The 17932-nt window shown below is 43.4% G+C and carries 14 protein-coding genes and 1 tRNA gene; 1 reads left to right on the forward strand and 14 read right to left on the reverse strand.

Features of this window, described 5'->3' with window-relative positions; all coding sequences use genetic code 11:
* Positions 1-10: 10 nt before the first annotated feature.
* The 9 genes from PENNN9_RS08785 to epmB all read right to left on the reverse strand — a co-directional run bounded on the left by PENNN9_RS08785 (position 11) and on the right by epmB (position 10776).
* A tRNA-Val gene (locus PENNN9_RS08785) sits at positions 11-87 on the reverse strand.
* A 177-nt stretch (positions 88-264) separates the two neighbouring features.
* On the reverse strand, positions 265-2526 hold the full coding sequence (locus tag PENNN9_RS08790) for a transglutaminaseTgpA domain-containing protein (RefSeq protein ID WP_058369325.1): 2262 nt from the start codon (positions 2524-2526) through the stop codon (positions 265-267).
* Positions 2523-3578: a DUF58 domain-containing protein gene (locus PENNN9_RS08795; RefSeq protein ID WP_058369326.1), complete on the reverse strand. Its 1056-nt coding sequence runs from the start codon at positions 3576-3578 to the stop codon at positions 2523-2525. The genes PENNN9_RS08790 and PENNN9_RS08795 overlap by 4 nt, the downstream gene beginning before the upstream one ends.
* 49 nt (positions 3579-3627) lie before the next feature.
* Entirely contained in the window at positions 3628-4668 is a 1041-nt protein-coding gene (locus PENNN9_RS08800; protein ID WP_082638049.1) for an AAA family ATPase, read from the reverse strand.
* A 170-nt stretch (positions 4669-4838) separates the two neighbouring features.
* The gene (locus PENNN9_RS08805; protein ID WP_082638050.1) at positions 4839-5399 is read right to left on the reverse strand and encodes a c-type cytochrome; all 561 of its coding nucleotides are present in this window, start codon (positions 5397-5399) and stop codon (positions 4839-4841) included.
* A 19-nt stretch (positions 5400-5418) separates the two neighbouring features.
* Positions 5419-5637: a hypothetical protein gene (locus tag PENNN9_RS12725; RefSeq protein ID WP_143505592.1), complete on the reverse strand. Its 219-nt coding sequence runs from the start codon at positions 5635-5637 to the stop codon at positions 5419-5421.
* Between the two features lie 25 nt (positions 5638-5662).
* On the reverse strand, positions 5663-7747 hold the full coding sequence (locus tag PENNN9_RS08810) for an EAL domain-containing protein (RefSeq protein ID WP_058369327.1): 2085 nt from the start codon (positions 7745-7747) through the stop codon (positions 5663-5665).
* A gap of 109 nt (positions 7748-7856) precedes the next feature.
* On the reverse strand, positions 7857-9641 hold the full coding sequence (locus tag PENNN9_RS08815; RefSeq protein WP_058369328.1) for a hypothetical protein: 1785 nt from the start codon (positions 9639-9641) through the stop codon (positions 7857-7859).
* A 127-nt stretch (positions 9642-9768) separates the two neighbouring features.
* Positions 9769-10776, reverse strand: a complete 1008-nt coding sequence (gene epmB / locus PENNN9_RS08820; protein ID WP_058369329.1) for an EF-P beta-lysylation protein EpmB — start codon at positions 10774-10776, stop codon at positions 9769-9771.
* Positions 10777-11007: 231 nt separating this feature from the next.
* Here epmB and efp point away from each other — a divergent pair, with 231 nt between their 5' ends.
* Positions 11008-11583, forward strand: coding sequence for an elongation factor P (gene efp / locus PENNN9_RS08825; RefSeq protein WP_058369330.1), 576 nt, complete (start codon positions 11008-11010; stop codon positions 11581-11583).
* 109 nt (positions 11584-11692) lie between these two features.
* On the opposite strand, the gene PENNN9_RS08830 is transcribed toward efp, so the two are convergent.
* The 5 genes from PENNN9_RS08830 to gspD form a co-directional block, all read right to left on the reverse strand.
* Complete coding sequence (locus PENNN9_RS08830; RefSeq protein WP_227511774.1) at positions 11693-13462, reverse strand: GAF domain-containing hybrid sensor histidine kinase/response regulator; 1770 nt, start codon at positions 13460-13462, stop codon at positions 11693-11695.
* Positions 13463-13493: 31 nt separating this feature from the next.
* Positions 13494-14228 (reverse strand): ThiF family adenylyltransferase, encoded by a 735-nt coding sequence (locus tag PENNN9_RS08835; protein WP_227511775.1) that lies wholly within the window; start codon positions 14226-14228, stop codon positions 13494-13496.
* A 272-nt stretch (positions 14229-14500) separates the two neighbouring features.
* Positions 14501-15526 (reverse strand): TatD family hydrolase, encoded by a 1026-nt coding sequence (locus tag PENNN9_RS08840; protein ID WP_058369332.1) that lies wholly within the window; start codon positions 15524-15526, stop codon positions 14501-14503.
* 210 nt (positions 15527-15736) lie between these two features.
* Positions 15737-15931, reverse strand: coding sequence for a hypothetical protein (locus PENNN9_RS08845; protein ID WP_058369333.1), 195 nt, complete (start codon positions 15929-15931; stop codon positions 15737-15739).
* Positions 15932-16008: 77 nt separating this feature from the next.
* Positions 16009-17932 (reverse strand): type II secretion system secretin GspD (gene gspD, locus PENNN9_RS08850; RefSeq protein WP_058369334.1); only part of this gene is annotated, 1924 nt, incomplete at its 5' end.

Below are 17932 nucleotides of genomic sequence, written 5' to 3' on the forward strand. Positions count from 1 at the left end.
CCCCCGAATCTGGTAGGCGTAACTAGATTCGAACTAGCGACCTCTACCATGTCAAGGTAGCGCTCTAACCAACTGAGCTATACGCCTATTTAGGTTGAGCATTTTAGCAAGTTTTTGAGACTTTGCAAGCATTTTTTATCCAAACTAGAAATTATTCTTTAAATAAGTACTATTTCATCATCAAAGTCTGTTTATGGTTCTTAGTCCTATATCTAAAACCATAGCAATTATGGGAAACTCCATTAGGAAGCACACTACTCATATTTATGACAATCTGCGCGTATTCTCTTTAAGATCTTTAAGTACTTGTTGATATTTAACATGACTTACATCAAGCGTACTCAGTTGCCCATAACGTAGTTGCCGATAGTCCTGTTTAATATCGTTGATATACTGTTGAGTTAGTTTGAGATTATCGGCGACAAGCCGACTATCAGTCTCTGTAAGGCCATTTGCTAACCGTTCAAGCCATACTAGTTGTCCTTCATGATCATGGCGAGCGAGTGCTTTATCCTTTTTACCTAATCGTTTAGATAACTTGATTAAAGGCAAGTCTACTGGATGCCAACGCTTCCGTCGTCGTTGCCATAGTATAAACGTCACTATAGATATGACTGCGATGGCACCAGCAGCTAACCAAACGATCTGTTGCATAACTGAGCTGATGTTGAACCACTTTAACAACGAGCCTGCTTGCTTGTCTTGGTCATAGCCGACGATGTCTTTTTGCCAGTAATAACTGGCTTGGTCAGAAAACCGTCTTAGCGTTTGAAGCATCTGATACTGTTGGTAGCTAATCTGCGCACCTGCTCCATCGCCAAACAACGACGCGCCTTGAGATTGAGATAGCGCGTTCATCCCTTGTTCAACACGATCTGGCGCGACAAACGAAGTTGGGTCAACACGTACCCACCCTTGACCCTCAAGCCATACTTCAGTCCACGCGTGAGCATCCATCTGTCGTACTTCCCACACATCACCGCCGCGACTTGGTTCACCGCCTTGATAGCCAGCCACGACTCGCGCTGGAATACCAGCCGCACGCATCATAAAAGCAAAGCTTGAAGAATAATGCTCACAAAACCCGGCTTTGGTATCAAATAAAAACTCATCAATGCGATTATTGTTTAGCCGTGGCGGCGATAATGTATAGCGAAACTCTGTTTGATTAATCCAGCGCTCAAGTGCTTGCATATAGCGCACAGGATCTGAGCCTGATTGCGCAAACAGCTGCTGAGCAAGTGCACGTGCTTGTGGGTTGCCATCTTTGGGTAGTGTCAAGTTGATATGACGAGAATCCTCATCAAGCACAGGGTCGATACGCATAGGCGCAAAACGTAGGACGTTATAACGTAGCTGCTGAGTCACCGGACTGTCTTTTAATAAAGTAAATTCCGATGTGACACTGACGTCTGTACGCTGAGTAAATGGATAATCAAGCCCAAATAGCCAGTTTTGCTGGGTTGGCTCTAAAAGTATCTCATACTTATCGGGTGCAAGCTGCACACTATTAGGAACAGTAGCAATCGCACGCTCAATCCATACAGGAATTCGTCGCGCTGGCTGCCACTGCTGCTGGATGCTACGATTAGGTTGCCATGTCACACCATCGAAATCGCTAAATACCAAGCCGCGCCAGTATAAATCGCTTTGCGGTGGACGTTTATCTGCAAATTCGACTCTAAAAGCCAGCGCAGTGGATTGACTCAAGCTGGCAAAATCCCCAGGTGACATACTGTCTGAGACACCAGTAGTTGCTTGTTGTCCTGATAATTGTACTGACCATAGTGGCGGCAAACGCGGAAAGAACAAAAACAGTACCACTAATAAAGGTAATGCGCCTACCCCAAGCACCCCAAGTGTACGCACGCGTCCATCACCTTGCGTGTTGCTATCGTCATTCAAAGCGATAAATGCCAGCAAAACTGCAATGGTACCTACGATAACTTCAAGGGTCGTAACAAGCCCTTGATCCATCAAAAACAGTGCTGCAAGTACAAATAGCGACAGGTTCAATACCACATAAGCATCGCGGCGCTTATATAGCTCCCAAAGCTTACTCACAAGACACAGCACCAAAAATGCTACGCCCATATCCAGACCAAAGCTTGTGTTATAGGTCAACCACAAGCCTACCAATCCTAATAAAAACCCAAGCATTTGCACGCTACGATATATACGTTTGAAGTGATAAGCTTGGCCAAACCTAGCTTTGACACGTGGTAACTGCGCCACAATACTGACTAGAGCAAAAACCATCAACCATAGTGGCAAATGAGCGGCATGTGGCAGCACAACCAGTATCTGAGTCAGTAGTACCCAATAATAAGCTGGTAGCGCCAGCAGTTTGTGGTACCACGTTTTGGTTGTTGAGCGCTGTATATCATTTACATCGTTAGATGTATGGTTACGTTGGCCTTGCGCCAATTGCTCAAAGCTTGACTGTCTTGCAGAGTCCGTAAGGACAGTCGAATAAGATAAAGTAGTATGAGAAGTGCTGCTCGAGATTGGGTTAGAGTCAGTCATGGTACTTTTGCCAACTGTAATAAGCAGGCCTGAGCAAACGACTCGCCTTGCCCAATAGCTGCTGTCTGCCCTGCATTGGGCAATTGCATCTGAAAAGGTACTCCCATCCTACCAAGGGTGATAGCACCATACGCTAATTGCGCAAGCTTTTGTTCATGATGCGAAGCTGGCATATCGGCATAATCCAATACCTGCTCCACACCGACTGGATCAGCAAAATGTTTGGTAAGCATTCCTTGTCCACGTGCCATGTGTGCCCACGAAACTCTTGCTAGTGATTCGCCTTCGATATAACTATCAAGACGCTCAAAATCATCTTGACCTTGAATATGCTGACTATACTCACCGCCCGTCGGTAATTCGTCCAAACTTGCAGTGATATATTGCGCCTGTTTATCAAATGCCAATGGCTTTGGATATACCCAAGCTGCCCGCGCAAAATACACGTACGACCATGCGCGCATGATTCCTAGTGGATATACAGTGCTGACTCTCAACCTTGGCAACTCAAGCTGACCGCGCTTATTAGTCATGATGGGCAAGCGAATGACTTGTGTACCGTGTAAACGTGATACCGGCACACTCACCTTTGCACTAATATAGGACTTGTTTATATTTCGGTCAGTACGTTTGTTGGCCTTCTTTTTTTCATCATTAAACTGCTCAAACACAAACGTCAATTGTCGTCTGGGTTGCTCGCTTTCGCTCCGTACTTGCAATGTCACCCAAACAGGTGAGCCCACTTCTGCTGTTGTCACCTCAATCAGATCGATTTGTAAGCCTGAGATATGGGCAAAGGTTATATGAAAGCTTATCAACCATACACTCACAAGATAAAAGCATAAACCCAGCACCAAGTTGTTACCATAATTGATACCAGCCACAAAAGTGATAATCAATAAAACGGCAAAAAGCACGCCTTCTCTACTAAAGAAAATATAAACGTTGCGCAAGTTGAGCTTAGCACTGTCACTTTTAGGAGCGCGCTTGGCAAACCAGCGTGCCAATGCTTGCGTCATTGGCTGAGTCAAGGTACGCGGTAACAAAGTCATAACTGCCTTATCATTGTGGTTATACTATAGCGTGCGCTCAAATCTTAGTTTACACAATCACTGGTACCTCATGCATAATTCGCTGAGCTATAGTCTGTGTCCCTTGCCCGCCAACGACATGCGACGGTACAAATCGTTGGCCTAACCTATGATCTGTAACAGCAGCAAAAACAGCTTGGATATCCTCTGGCGTTACTTCTTGATGTCCAGATACATATGCATGAGCCTGAGCAGCACGCTGTAGCGACAATACACCGCGAGGTGACAGTCCGTGGTACTCTTGGCTGACTCGAGTCTTTGCAACCAATCGTTGTAGATAATCCAATACGACATCTGCTACATATACCTGCTGAACACTTTGGCGTGCAAGTAATACAGCATCTGTCTCAAGCGCCGCATTTAAACTTGCTAGTATCTCGCGACGATCTTGTCCCCGTAGTAATTCCCGCTCGGCAGCTGGTGAAGGATAACCAAGCGACAGACACATCAAAAACCGATCTAACTGCGACTCAGGTAAGGGATATACGCCCGCTTGTTGCATTGGGTTTTGAGTAGCTATGACAAAGAAAGGTTGAGGCAAACGGTAAGTCTGTCCATCTTGGGTGACTTGATGCTCCTCCATCGCTTCTAGTAACGCACTTTGGGTCTTTGGGCTAGAACGGTTGATTTCATCAGCAAGCAATAGCTGTGTGAAGATTGCCCCTTTACGAAACTCAAAGCTCTGCGTGGTTTGGTTATAGATACTCATACCCAAAATATCTGCTGGCAGCATATCATTGGTAAACTGCACGCGATTGTATGACAAGCCCAGTAGCTGCGCCAGCCCTTGAGCCAACGTCGTTTTGCCCATGCCAGGCAAGTCTTGTAGGAGTAGATGCCCACCTGCCAGCACGCAGCTCAGTGCCAGCTTCACCACCTGCGGCTTATCAAGCACGATTTGATTTAGTTGTACAAGCAACTGTGCCACTTGACGCTGATTGGCTAGATAGTCATCGGTAACATCGTTTGAATCACTTAAACCAGAGTCTGACTCTAATGGAGGTACAACATTTTTGTGAGATGCGACATCGTAAGCATGGCTTTGGTGCATAATAAACTACCAACTTTATTAGTGCGTACTAAAATATTGTCACATAAACTCATCAAGAGTGGTAAGTAATATCCAATACGCTTTTTTAATAAGATAAAAAACACAAGCAAAAGCGATCTAATAACAATGAGAAAGTTAAAAAATAAACCAAGCTTGAGCAACTCTTTTTATCAGAAGCTGGCGGCAGGTTGGTTTTCTACGCCTTCTGCTATCTCAACTGGCTCATCATTCATTTTTGTATGCTCAGCCTTGATGGGTTCTCCATCGCTATTGACAGCAGGAGTGGCCATACGCAAAGTGGATAGGTAAGCGATAATATCAGCGCGTTCACTGGCGTCTGGCATCGGGTCTGACAACATTTTTGACTCTGGCATTGCTTTTTGAGCATCAGCAATATAAGGATCTAAAGTTTTAGCATCCCATACCCAGCCTGAGTTTGCTAATGCTGCCCCATAGTCATAGTCCTCCAGTTCAGCTGCTGGCGCCCCATATATGTTCATTAATTGTGGGCCTTTTTTATTACTTCCTGGACTTAGCTGATGGCATTGACCACAAGCTTCTTCATAAATGATAGCGCCATTATCAGCGTCTCCTGCGCTATACACGGGTAAGGTAACAGGGTCACGATAATCAGGCGGGGTACGCTCGCAAGCAGTGAGTACTGTAAGCATCATCAATACAGGCACTGCAATTAATATACCACTGAATGAAATATTGACGTTAATCGGCATATTTATATATTCTTTATATTTATGGGTTGAGACGGTTTATCAGCTTGTAGGGACGATAGCAGACGTACGATGGGGTTGCAGAGATGATAGTACGCTTATGAGCTGATATGCGTACTCTGACAAAACGCATTAGCAGTTGGCTACTGAGTAATAAGCAAAAGAGATTGAGATCAGCAGAACCCTCGGTAGGGCTCACCGTTTCTAGCTTAAGCTGACAACACATAATCTCAGAAAACACATAGTCTCATTGAAGTAAAACTTGCTTAGGCGATATTCATCGTGTTACTTGGCATTTCTAGATAATACCCTTGCAAATAACGCGCACCGACACTCCAAGATACCGACATCGTAGCAGCCTCCTCAATATAGGGCATCAATACATCAATATTAAGCTCATTGGTGCGTACGATTAAAGATTTAATCGCCTCTAAATTATCAGGTTTGCTAATCTCATTTACATAATCATGTGCAAGGCGCGTCATATCAGGCTGTACAAATTCAGCAATCTCAATCGATTTTGCTGAAGTACCAAAATTATGAATACCTATTTGACAACCGACATCGCTTAAAGCAGCAAACTGGGATTTGGCAATGGTAAGATGATTGGCAACATCTTGCTCATTGAACTGAATTGTCAATGCGCCAGATACACCGCCCACCGCCTTGATCAACTGACTGGCTACGCTTGGCAGCTTTTTATCGATCAATGAAGCGCTGGTGAGCTGTATCAATAGACGAGCTTCAGGATGGGTCTTACGCACCTCATTTAACTGTTTGCAGGCATTTATTAATATCCAGCGATCTATTTTTTCACGTAAGTGGTGCGTTTTGGCGACTGTCATAAATTTGTCAGGTGTCAGCACAGTATTATCAGCATCGGCTAACGGTAGACGCAAATAAACTTCAAAGAAGTCACTACGATCTTGGTTGATATCATAGATTGGCTGAAAAAACAGCTCAAAGCGATTGTGCGTGATAGCGCTTACCAAATATTCGGCCAGAGCGCTATCGTCGCTATTTGCATGCTCACTTGGATCATACAAGTGATAAGCGTTACCGTGATTTGCAGTTTCAACTCTGATATGGTTTATCGCGTCAACCGCACGATCAAACAATACTTGTGGTTCAGCAGCATTGGGTTCTATTTTGACGATACCAATACTCACAGTCGTACTGGTTGTGCGTTTATCGACTTCAATGAGCATATCGCTGATATGTTGACGGATACTTTCAGCAAGATCGACCAGCGCTTTAGAGGATAAGTCTTCGATTAACACTGTAAATGCCGTATCACTAAAACGGCTAATGTGTCCCTCTGCTACTGTCTGCTCAAGCATACGAGCCACTTGCTGAATGGTAGTGTCTACGCCCTGCAAGCCTAAGCTACTACTGATTTTACCAATATTATCCAACTGTATATATAATAGTGCTGCATGGGCTTTGCCTTCTACTACCGACTGATGTAGAGCTTCAAAACGCTCTTCAAAGCCGCGACGGTTGTATAGTCCTGTCAAGCTGTCCTGTCGCTCTGCTGCGGCCAAACGCTCAGCAATCTCAGCGCTGTTATTGTTATTTTGCTGAATGATGATCTGAGTAACTGGCTCACCATCTAGCGTAGCGACTGCAAGTTGTAGCTTCGCCTCAAAAGTACTACCGTCCATACGTTTACTGTCAAAGTTAAATTCAACTTGATCACGATTTCCCTTATCAAATTGACGTAAAAACTCCTTAAAACCTTTGACATTATCTTTACCAGCAATGAAATCAATGACTGGCAAACCAATAATCTCGTCCATTGATTCAAAATTAAACAATTTTAAATAGGGTTCATTGGCAAAAATATGAATGCCTTGATCGATATAAGCGACCGCACTTTTAGAGTTTTTAATTAAGATATTAGCGCGCTGCTCGGCCTCAGAGAGTACATGACGTAGGGTGTTAAGCTGTCGTAGGCTACGTAGATTGGCATGTTGTAGGCAGATCGCCATCACCACTTGTATCTCTTTGTCTGCTAGTAGTGCCTTTACCATCACCCCATCGATGACTGCGGGCAAACCGTCATCGTTGCGACCAGTATTAGCCATCTCATCGCTCATCAGACCAATGATTGGGAGATCAAGATTTTGCTCCTGCACGATACCGACCACATCAGTAAAGCTTAAATCGTAGGCGCGCCCAAATACCAAGACGTCCCATTGATGTCGCAGTGTCTTTAACAGCTCTTCTCTGTCATCCAAAAACCCAAGATTGACTTCATCGTAGTAAGCAGATAATAAGCTGACTAAACGCTCAGCATAAAGCTGGTCTTCGTCTATAACTAAGAGATTTAGGATATTTTTGGTACGCATAATGGGCCTTTTTATTCTTATAACCGTCGTTACAGTATACTAGATTACGAGTAGACTTGAGCAATGCTTAATTTTGTATAAAAGTGCTGATTGTAGCAATCTTATTCAATTAAATCTGTATCACTTTATACTGGCTAAACTCTTCACTATTGATTAGACATTGCTGTAAACAGAGTGTTTTTTGTTTATCGTTGAGACGTAGCATGACTTTGTCATTAGATTGAAAATGATAAGAAGGCACTATAATGGTGAACTCCGTTTGTAAGTCCTTATCACCCGCCACCATAAAAGCTGGCATAAAGCTTTGTCCACGATGGTCTCTGATGTCTAAACGCAAAGCACAAGCCGTCAATCCATGACCAAGTACCTGCCATTCAACCTCAATGGGCTTATTATCAAGATTGAGCCAGCGTACCATACCCATTGACCATTTATATTTGCTGTCGTTATGGGGATAATCTAATAAGAACAGACTCATAAGGCTAAGTGGTGGTGGCGCTGTATCAAGCGTATTACTACTGTCTGTATCGACATCTGATATGCCAGCTTTGGACAAACCTGATCGTTGTCCTTTCGTCTCATCAGCTGTCTTTAATAGTGATGCTATTAAATCTTCTGAAGATAACAAATGTAAAGCTCTAAGCTGTGATGATATATCTGTACTGTCAACCACTTCTACCTCAAGCTTACCCTGTAAACCATCCTTTTTGGGCTGCGTATCATAGCGTGGTAGCTGCTCATCTGCTAACTCTTTGACAGCTATCAGATGCCTCAAGCTCTGCGCACCAGCCACCTTGTAATGAATATTATTAAAACCACTAATAACGGTCGCACGCTGTTTTGAATGATACTTGGTTGATATTGCCATTGTTCGCTCAACATAGCGATGATTCATTGCCATCAGTACTTTATTTACCAGCTGATATTCAATCGCAGCATTATTACTATCAACCAACGCCTGCTTGCGCTGCTGTAAGTATGTTAACAATGGTCCAATTTCGATAAACAAACAACGATGGTGCTCTTCATAGGGATTAATGGCGGAGCTGGCAGTAAGATAATCAGGTGGATTGCCACTTTGTAAATCTACAAAGATGCGCGTCTCAGTCTGTGGCTCGATAGTGGCATAGACATAAGTTGCCCATAATGGTAGTAAACGCTGGAGCAATAGCATATTGGAGCGACGCATAGCACGGACATTCAATAAACTACATAAGCAAATCTGTACATATAAATCGTGAATGCTTCGTGCCTGCTTGGCAACTACTTGCATGCTTAAGTCGGTATGTGCCACATTTATTTGGCAAGCTAAGTCGTATAGCTCATTAAATGCGACCCATAAATGCGATGGTGATGACTGGTAGGATATGTTTTGCTCACTCAATAATTTTTGATAAACGGCGAGTGACTGATAAATAGCAGCGGCCAAAATAGGCGGTGATGTTTTAGCTAACGACAAAAAACGCTTCCAACCTCGGCCTGTCGACGGGGTCTTCTGCTCATTTAAAATCAAGCTTTTACGTTGTATGATACTGTCGTAGGCTAATATGGTCGAATAGTATAATGATTTGACTTGAGCCACATATATTAGCTGCGCCTTGCTAAGTGCGCCTAACTCATAATGATAATGCTTGTGCAAAGAGGTAATCAAGCGATCGGATGCACAAGACACAATCATTAAAAGCTTAAGACGCAGTTTATCATCTAAGTCTGCGGTCGTAAGCTCATTGAGCACCTGCTCTATCTGTCCTACTTGCTGAGCCTCAGTTTGTGTTGGTAAGCTTGCAGCCCACTTGCGTAGCTGCTGTTCTTGACCATCCACATATTTACGCGAGGATTGTTTTAATGGTGCCTTACGTGATAGATGTTCCTGAAAATCTGACAACGTCATCATAAGCCCTCTTTAATAAAACATCTATTCTTAAGTGAACAGGCGCTATATTACTTGTATATGTGATGCATTATAAAGCGTTACTAATGTTCAGCAAAACATATTACCACAACTTACTGTGCTGCATACCTCAACTGTCTTTATAAATATTAATTGGCACCTTAAATGGTCGGTTTGGTAACTCTTTTACCAGTTTGGGCACAAGATATCCAGGAAGCCCAGCTAACAACGACCAATATAGATCAATAGCAGACTGCTCATCTTTATCAAAATGAGCGGCCCCCAAAACCTTATCAAGTACATGTAAGTAATAAGGCAAAACGCCCGCTGCAAACAAACGCCGACTGAGGGCAATTTGGGTCTCAACACTGTCATTAATACCCTTTAATAAGACAGCTTGGTTTAATAAAATAATGCCTGCGACCCGTGCACGCTGCAAATACTGCGCCGTATTGGTATCAATCTCATTGGCATGATTGCAATGAACGACCATAACGATGTTACAGCGGCTTTGACTAAAGCGATCTAGCAAAGCATGATCTAGGCGTTCAGGAATCACTAATGGCATGCGTGTATGCAAGCGAATGGTCGTCAGTTGTGATATTGCCTCCAAGGTGTCAAGCCAGCCAAACAAACGCCGATTAGAGACACTTAATGGATCACCGCCACTCAAGATAACCTCATTTACTTCAGGATGCTCCTTAATATAAGAAGCAATCGCTAAATGTTCGGTGGAAGTTGGCATATTGGCATTATAATCAAAGTGCTGACGAAAGCAGTAACGACAGTGGATAGCGCATGCACCAGTGACGGTTAATAGCACTCTAGATTGGTATTTATGTAGTAGCCCCTTAATTGGGTTTTGATCGTTCTCGGCTAATGGATCAGTGACATAACCCGTCACAGCGATTTGTTCTTGGGTGTCTGGTAATACCTGTTTTAATAAAGGGTCATGCACGTCACCGACAGTCATTTTAGCGACAAAGGCACGCGGGACACGTAAAGGGAAATGTGCTGGTATATAAATTTGATTTTTTAATGTTTCAAGATTGAGTATCTCAAGCAACTCATCTACTGATGTAATTGCTTCGGATAATTGCGTTTGCCAGTTTTTTTGTGTGATTAAATGGTTTATCATGACAACCTAATGCGTGTGCCTAAAAACCGACATTATACGCTGTAAATCAGCGCACTATCAAAGCATGCCAAGCAAACATCATGGTTTATACCTATTTACCCTTGCCATCCATAGACTTTGGCTCATATGATGGGTATTTGAGCATCAGTATCATCATGTCAGGTTTGGCGACGCGCTGATAATTAATCAGTAACCTATCAGTATAATTACTACAACCCTTAGGAGTCTCTTGTGGCAAGTTTTTCTACCAATGAATTTAAAGCCGGTTTAAAAGTCATGCTTGATGGCAACCCTTGTGCCATTCTTGAAAACGAGTTTGTCAAACCTGGTAAAGGCCAAGCCTTTAACCGCGTTAGATTGCGCAACCTTCGTAGTGGTAAAGTACTCGAGCAAACGTTTAAATCAGGTGATAGCTTAGAAGCTGCTGACGTATTAGACACTGAAATGAACTATCTATACAACGATGGTGAGTTTTGGCATTTTATGCATCCAGAAAGCTTTGAGCAGTTACAAGCGGACAAATCAGCCGTTGGCGATGCACCAAAGTGGCTTAAAGACAACAGCAACGAGCTTTGTGTGATTACCTTGTTCAATGGTGTGCCGTTATCAGTCACACCGCCAAACTTCGTTGAATTGCAAATTACTGAAACCGATCCTGGTGTACGCGGTGACACCTCAGGTGGCGGCGGTAAACCTGCGACTTTAGAGACGGGTGCGGTCGTACGTGTACCTCTGTTTGTACAGCAAGGTGAAATCGTCCGCGTTGATACGCGCACAGGCGACTATCAAACCCGAGTTAGCCAATAACGTTAGACTCATAAAAAAAGCTCAACCATTGTTACAATGGTTGAGCTTTTTTAGTTGTTGCTATTAGCTACTTACTAGCTATTAGGTCTCCAATACCAGCAACTATCTGTCATGATAACTCCTTCAGGTTTCTGCTATCGTCCTTTTTCTTTGTTGCTTGTTGATGCATGAGCCAGTACTGTACCAGCGCATTGAGTTGTTCTTTTTTAAAAGGTTTGGTGCAGTAGTCTTGCATGCCAACTTTCAGATATTTTTCGCGCTCGCCATCCATAGCATTTGCCGTTAGTGCAATAATTGGTGGTAGTGATGCTGGGTCATAAATCTCATGTAGCTTGATCGTTGCTTGCATCCCATCCATAATCGGCATGTGATGATCCATCAGTATCACATCAAAGCGCTGCGGGTGTGCTGAGAACTGATCTATGGCTTTTTGTCCATCAGTGACATGGGTGACCTTGTGACCGTTATTACATAATGCTTTTTTGGCAATCATGGCGTTAACATTATCATCTTCGACCAACAGTATATGACCAGAATACTGAGAACTGGGCTTAACTTCCATAGTGTTCGAGCGTTGCCAGTCATCATACTTTGCTTGACTGATAGCTCTTAGAGGCAACAATACTTTAAACGTAGTCCCCTCACCCACTACACTGTTTGCCCAAATATGACCGCCCATTAAATTGACCAAAGACTTACAAACAGACAGACCCAGTCCCGTACCACCGTATAAGCGGTGGGTAGATTTGTCTGCTTGATTGTAAGCGTCAAAAATAGCATCTAATGACTCAGGTTTAATGCCAACACCTGTATCTTTGATATCAATACAAACAGTCATATCATGACAGATTATCTCGTCAGTTTTTACGCCCAAACTTTTGCACTCATTCTCCTTACAATGCGGTGCATGAGCGACATCAATACTGACATGCCCACCTTCACGAGTGAACTTAATCGCATTATTGACTAGATTAGCCAAAATCTGTTTTAGTCTTACTGGATCTCCCTGCATATAAGGAGACAGTTTTTCGCTGTAATTATAATCCAGTGTGAGTCCACGCTGACGAGCTTTGACTGCAAATAAATTGACGACTTCATCACATAACAACGATAAGTCCATAGGTATGGCATCAACAGTCATCTTGCCCGACTCAACTTTAGATAAGTCTAGGATGCCATTGATAATTGCAAGCAAATGCTCTGTCGATATTTTTATATTGTCTACATAAACTCTTTGCTCGACATTCAAGTCAGTATCGTCGAGCATCTCAACCATACCAATGATACCGTTCATCGGAGTGCGTATCTCATGGCTCATATTTGCCAAAAACTCAGATTTCATCTGATTGGCATGTTTGGCTCGGCGTTGATTCTTTTGCAACTGCAACGCATCTGCTGCCATCTCAGCGAACTGTATGAGCAGTCTAGCCTTATCATCGTCAAATGTATGATCAGGCTTGGTATCGAACAAACAAAGTGAGCCTAAATGATAGGTCTTATTATCTTCCTTTAGGGTAATCGGTGCCCCTGCATAAAAGCGTAGATGAGGATCCTCTGTCACTAATGGATTATCGACGAAACGCTCATCAAGAGATAGATCTGGTATAGTGAAGACGCTATTAGATAATACCGTGTAATTACAAATCGCCACGCCACGCTTAGTGGTACACAGATCACCAAATCCATGCGGGGATTTTAGATACTGTACATGTTCATCCATAAACGTAATAGCCACCATGGGCACATCAAAGAACAATTTTACAAGCTCAGTCAAACGTGAAAATGCAGGCTCATTACAAGTATTAAGCACGTCGTATTCATGTAGCTTAGCGATACGTAAATGCTCATCTAGCGCTAGCGGATAAGTATGAATCGACAAAACTGTCTCCAATTTAATAGGAAGTAATGGGTCAGACGCCAGCTTGCTTACTCAGCATTTGTAACGCCTCGCTGACCATAATCATTGCCACTACAGAGGTTACCGCAACTGCAGAGCCATAACCCCCGCATTGTAACCCTCCTGCCTGACAGCTTTTGTCTATACGCGGCGGCTCAGTTGAATACACACATCTGATACCGAATTTATCTTTTAGGGCACTATTGATGCCTTTTTCATGGCGCAGTTTGTTACGCAAACGTGCTAGTAACGGATCTTGATAGCTGTCCTTTAAATCGCTGACTGCAATCTGAGAAGGATCTATCTTCCCTCCTGCTCCACCAGCACAAACGAGCTTTAGCTTGTTAAAACGGCAATGTAATGCAATAGCGAGTTTGGCACTCATATCATCCACACAGTCTAAAATAACAATCGGCTTTCGCTCAGCTGCGGCAGCTTTTGCCTCACTACGACTGGGTAGTAGTGTAGCGACATTCTCAGCAGTCAAAAAGTCATCTACCAAGTGCAGATTAAGTTTTGGGTTAATCTCTTGCAAACGCGCGCCTAGCGCTGCTATCTTGCTCTGCCCAAACGTACTATCAAGCGCAGGTAGCTGCCGATTGACATTGGAGGCTACCAATACATCTAAGTCGATTAGCGTAATATTGCCTACTGCAGTACGTGCTAATGCTTCAGCAGCCCAAGAGCCTACGCCACCTACCCCAATAACGTAAACATGCGCTGCAGCAAAGACATCAAATGCTGCCATACCGTATAATGTCTGCGTTCCTTGAAAGCGCCGCTCGTATTGTGAATTCGCATCGGCGGTATCGCTTACTGTATGAGTTGTTGCATTTAATGTGCCATGTTCTAAAGTTGACTCAATAATAACCGACTGAAGCTTAGTTTTTGTAGATTGTGATTGTTGATTCATAATGACTAACAAGCTCTTATAATTGATAACACTAGGGTTAATAGTCTTTTAAAAATGCTGATGTTTTATAATTACTAAAAATCTGATGTTTTATAATTACTAATGCTTTATGTAGGGCAAAGCCAAGAAGTTTGCAAGGCATTGCAACTATTTTGCCACAGTTGAGGTGCGAGCACTTTTGGCTCCACTTCAAGCAACTCACTAAGTCCTTTTAACACCCAAGGTAGATTGGCAGGTACATTACGATTGTGTCCATCTGTACTTTGCCATTCGTTATCTGGACTTTGTCCCGTTGCTGATTGATTGGCTGATTGACTATCTAATTGGCTGGTTGATTGATTGTCTACTGCTTTTTTGCACATAATAGGCATCATATCAGGACAATCAGTCTCTAAGACCAAACACTCTATGCCGTAACTGTCAACGGCAGCTTTGATAGCACGGCGTAGCTTTTTAGCGTTATGATTGGTGATTTGTCCGGTCACACCAAGCTTAAAGCCTAGTTTGACAAAGGCTTTGGCTTCTTGCTCGCCGCCACTAAAGCTATGGGCAATACCACCAAGTTTATGCGCATCATAGCTATGTGCCTTTAATAACGCCAATGCCTCTGCATGAGCCTTACGAATGTGCAGCATGACAGGAAGCTTATGTCGCACAGCAATGTCCAGTTGCGCTTTAAAAAAACGCTCTTGTTTAGCAAAAACCTCAGGTTGCTTCATAGCATCAGTATAAGTATCCAACCCTATCTCACCAATTGCCAGTGGGCGCTGCTCTTGTACCATTTGCGCCATACTAGATAGATGCGCGTCGGTATGGTGTTCAATATAAAAAGGATGTAAACCAAGCGCAATGTGGGCTACAGGATACACATCTCTACGATCAGTTCTATCCTTATCCTTAGATAGATGCATCTGCTCGATTGCCTGCTGCGTCTCATAGAGCCTAGAAAAATATCGCTGTAAATAACCAACCAATACCAAATGCCGAACACCCTGCGCATAAGCCTGCTGCGCCTGTGATTGTCTATCGTTATCAAAGACTGGCGCATCAAAATGAGTATGTGTATCAATCAGGGGATAAATGGCAGGTAGTGGGGTATGGTTTAGCGCTGAATGAGAATCTGTATGAATCATAATCCGCCTTTATCGTTGATTTTAATAGTCGGTTAGTAAGTGCTAAATAAGCAGTTAGATGATTATGAGGATAGAGTATTTTAATTTTTAAATGTTTAGCAACTCTGTATCTATGTATTGATACCGAGTTATTAAGTAGCTAAGATTTTTTTGTATTGATTCTACTGTATGGAGTTTAGTGCGCCAGTATAAAAGCTGTTTCTTAACAGTTTATTTATTCTTGTCACAATTTTGATGTTGCAGGTCTGTCTGCTGAGGACTGGTAGTTTTCGAGTTGTCTTTTTTTGAAGTGCCTTTTTCTGATAAGTTTTTAGTGTGTGAATTTTGCTGCCAGCTGCTACGTCTTGGTAGCAGCAATAGGGCCATGCCAACAATACTTAATGTTAGCCATTTTTGTTTATTCATCGTCTTTGCTCCCGCCTTTGTTATGATTCCCCATCATAGTTTAAAAAAGCCGAAAAACGAGCTTAAACGGCTATATTTTAACGCTTTAACGGATATGTCGTAATGCCTGCATTTGTGTCATCTACCTTAGTAAACCCTTGCGCTGTCGGTTTTGACTTTTGATCGCGCTTAGGTACAAGCGGGTTCAATGGCATCAACTCATAATCAGCATCAACCTTACCATCCCAGCCCTCAGTACCGCTAAGAGGTAGCTGTTTGATCGTTCCATTCTTATCGATGACCAACTGTAGTACGCGCATTTGATTGTATTTACGCTCAGTGACACTAGCGACCGCTCCGCCATCACGCAAAATAGTCGGTTGTAAAAATATAATTAAGTTACTCTTTTGAGTGCTATCACTATCAGAGCGAAATAATCGTCCGATAATAGGTACATTACCTAGACCCGGGACTTTTTGTTGATTGCTGGTCGTGTTGTCACGCATCAAACCACCAAGCGCGATGGTCTGTTGATCATCCGCTAGAATAGTAGTATTGATTAAGCTTTTATTGGTAATCAATCCACTAGCGTTACCAACACTACTAGGTACGACCGAGGAGACCTCTTGCGAGACCTCCAAACGTACCGTGCCGTTGTCACCAATGTGTGGAATAACATTGAGATTGATACCGATGTCTTGACGATCAATAGTTTGGAATGGATTTTCAGATGAGTTGCCACTAGTGGTATAAGATCCCGTTACAAATGGTACGTTTTGGCCCACCAAAATGCTGGCCTTCTCATTGTCCAAAGTCAAAATAGAGGGCATAGATAACAAGTTCGCGCTAGTAGAGGAATCTAACGCTTGCAAGATAGCGCCATAAAACTGTGTATTACCATTACTGTCTGTACTACTATCCCCAATACCAAGTAACGCGCCGGCAATAGAGCCTGCCGCAGAGCTAATGCCTGATGCGCCTCCAGACAATACTGCGCCTGCTAATGATGCAGCGCTGGCACCAACGTTATTGAAATTCACTACTCCATAGCCACTGTTTGCATTGCCAAGTGCCCATTGTACACCGAGTTGGGCGGCATCATCGCCTGAGACCTCAACGATAGCAGCTTGAATAAGTACTTGCGCACGGCGATTATCCAACTGATTAACAGCTGATTCAATCTCAAACATAAGCTCGGGATCTGCATTGACAATAACTGAGTTTTGCGTTTCATCAGCGATAATGCTAAATTGCCGACCACCGTTGCTCGCGCCTGCCCCGCCTGAGCTGCTCGCAGAATCTGAGGTCAAGTTATTACTGCCAGTGGAGCCATTATTATTGAGTGTATCGTTGGTATTACTCCCCAATGCACTACCTGTACTGCTGGCACTATTTAGTGAAGCTGACTCTAAAGTCGATGTCGCTCCCGTACTATTAATAGACTGGTTGGCAAGTAAGCCGCGTAACATCTCGGCGATATGACCAGCACTTGCATATTTTAAGCGAAAGACTCGCAAGCCGCTTAAGCGACGCGAAGGCGTTGTATCAAGCTGATTGACCATTTCTTGCACTTTAGCAATCATTTCAGGACTGCCCTTAACCAGCAGTCTATCACTAGAAGTATCAGCGATCACTTTGAGCTGATTGCCGCCTCCTTGTGCCTGACCTCCTGTATTTAAAACTAAAGCACTGATAAGATCCATCATACGCTCAGCGTCTACATGGCGCAGTGGTATGACTTGCAAACTATCATTTACATTGTTATCCAAATCGCGAATTAGGGTAGTTAATTGATTTAAGCTGTCAGCGCGATCTGACAATACCAGCGCATTGACTCCAGGCACAGCAGCAGCATGGGCAGATTGCGGCATTAGCGGCCGAATAACGCCCAGTACTTCTGCTGCTTGTGTATTGGTCAAATAAATAACGCGAGTTGCCAAGGCTTCACCCACACTATCCCCTCGCAGATCGACTTCGACACCCGACTGCTTTGCGACGTTATCAGGAACGAGCTTAATCGTC

The organism is Psychrobacter sp. ENNN9_III (genome assembly GCF_001462175.1).
Classification (GTDB): Bacteria; Pseudomonadota; Gammaproteobacteria; order Pseudomonadales; family Moraxellaceae; genus Psychrobacter.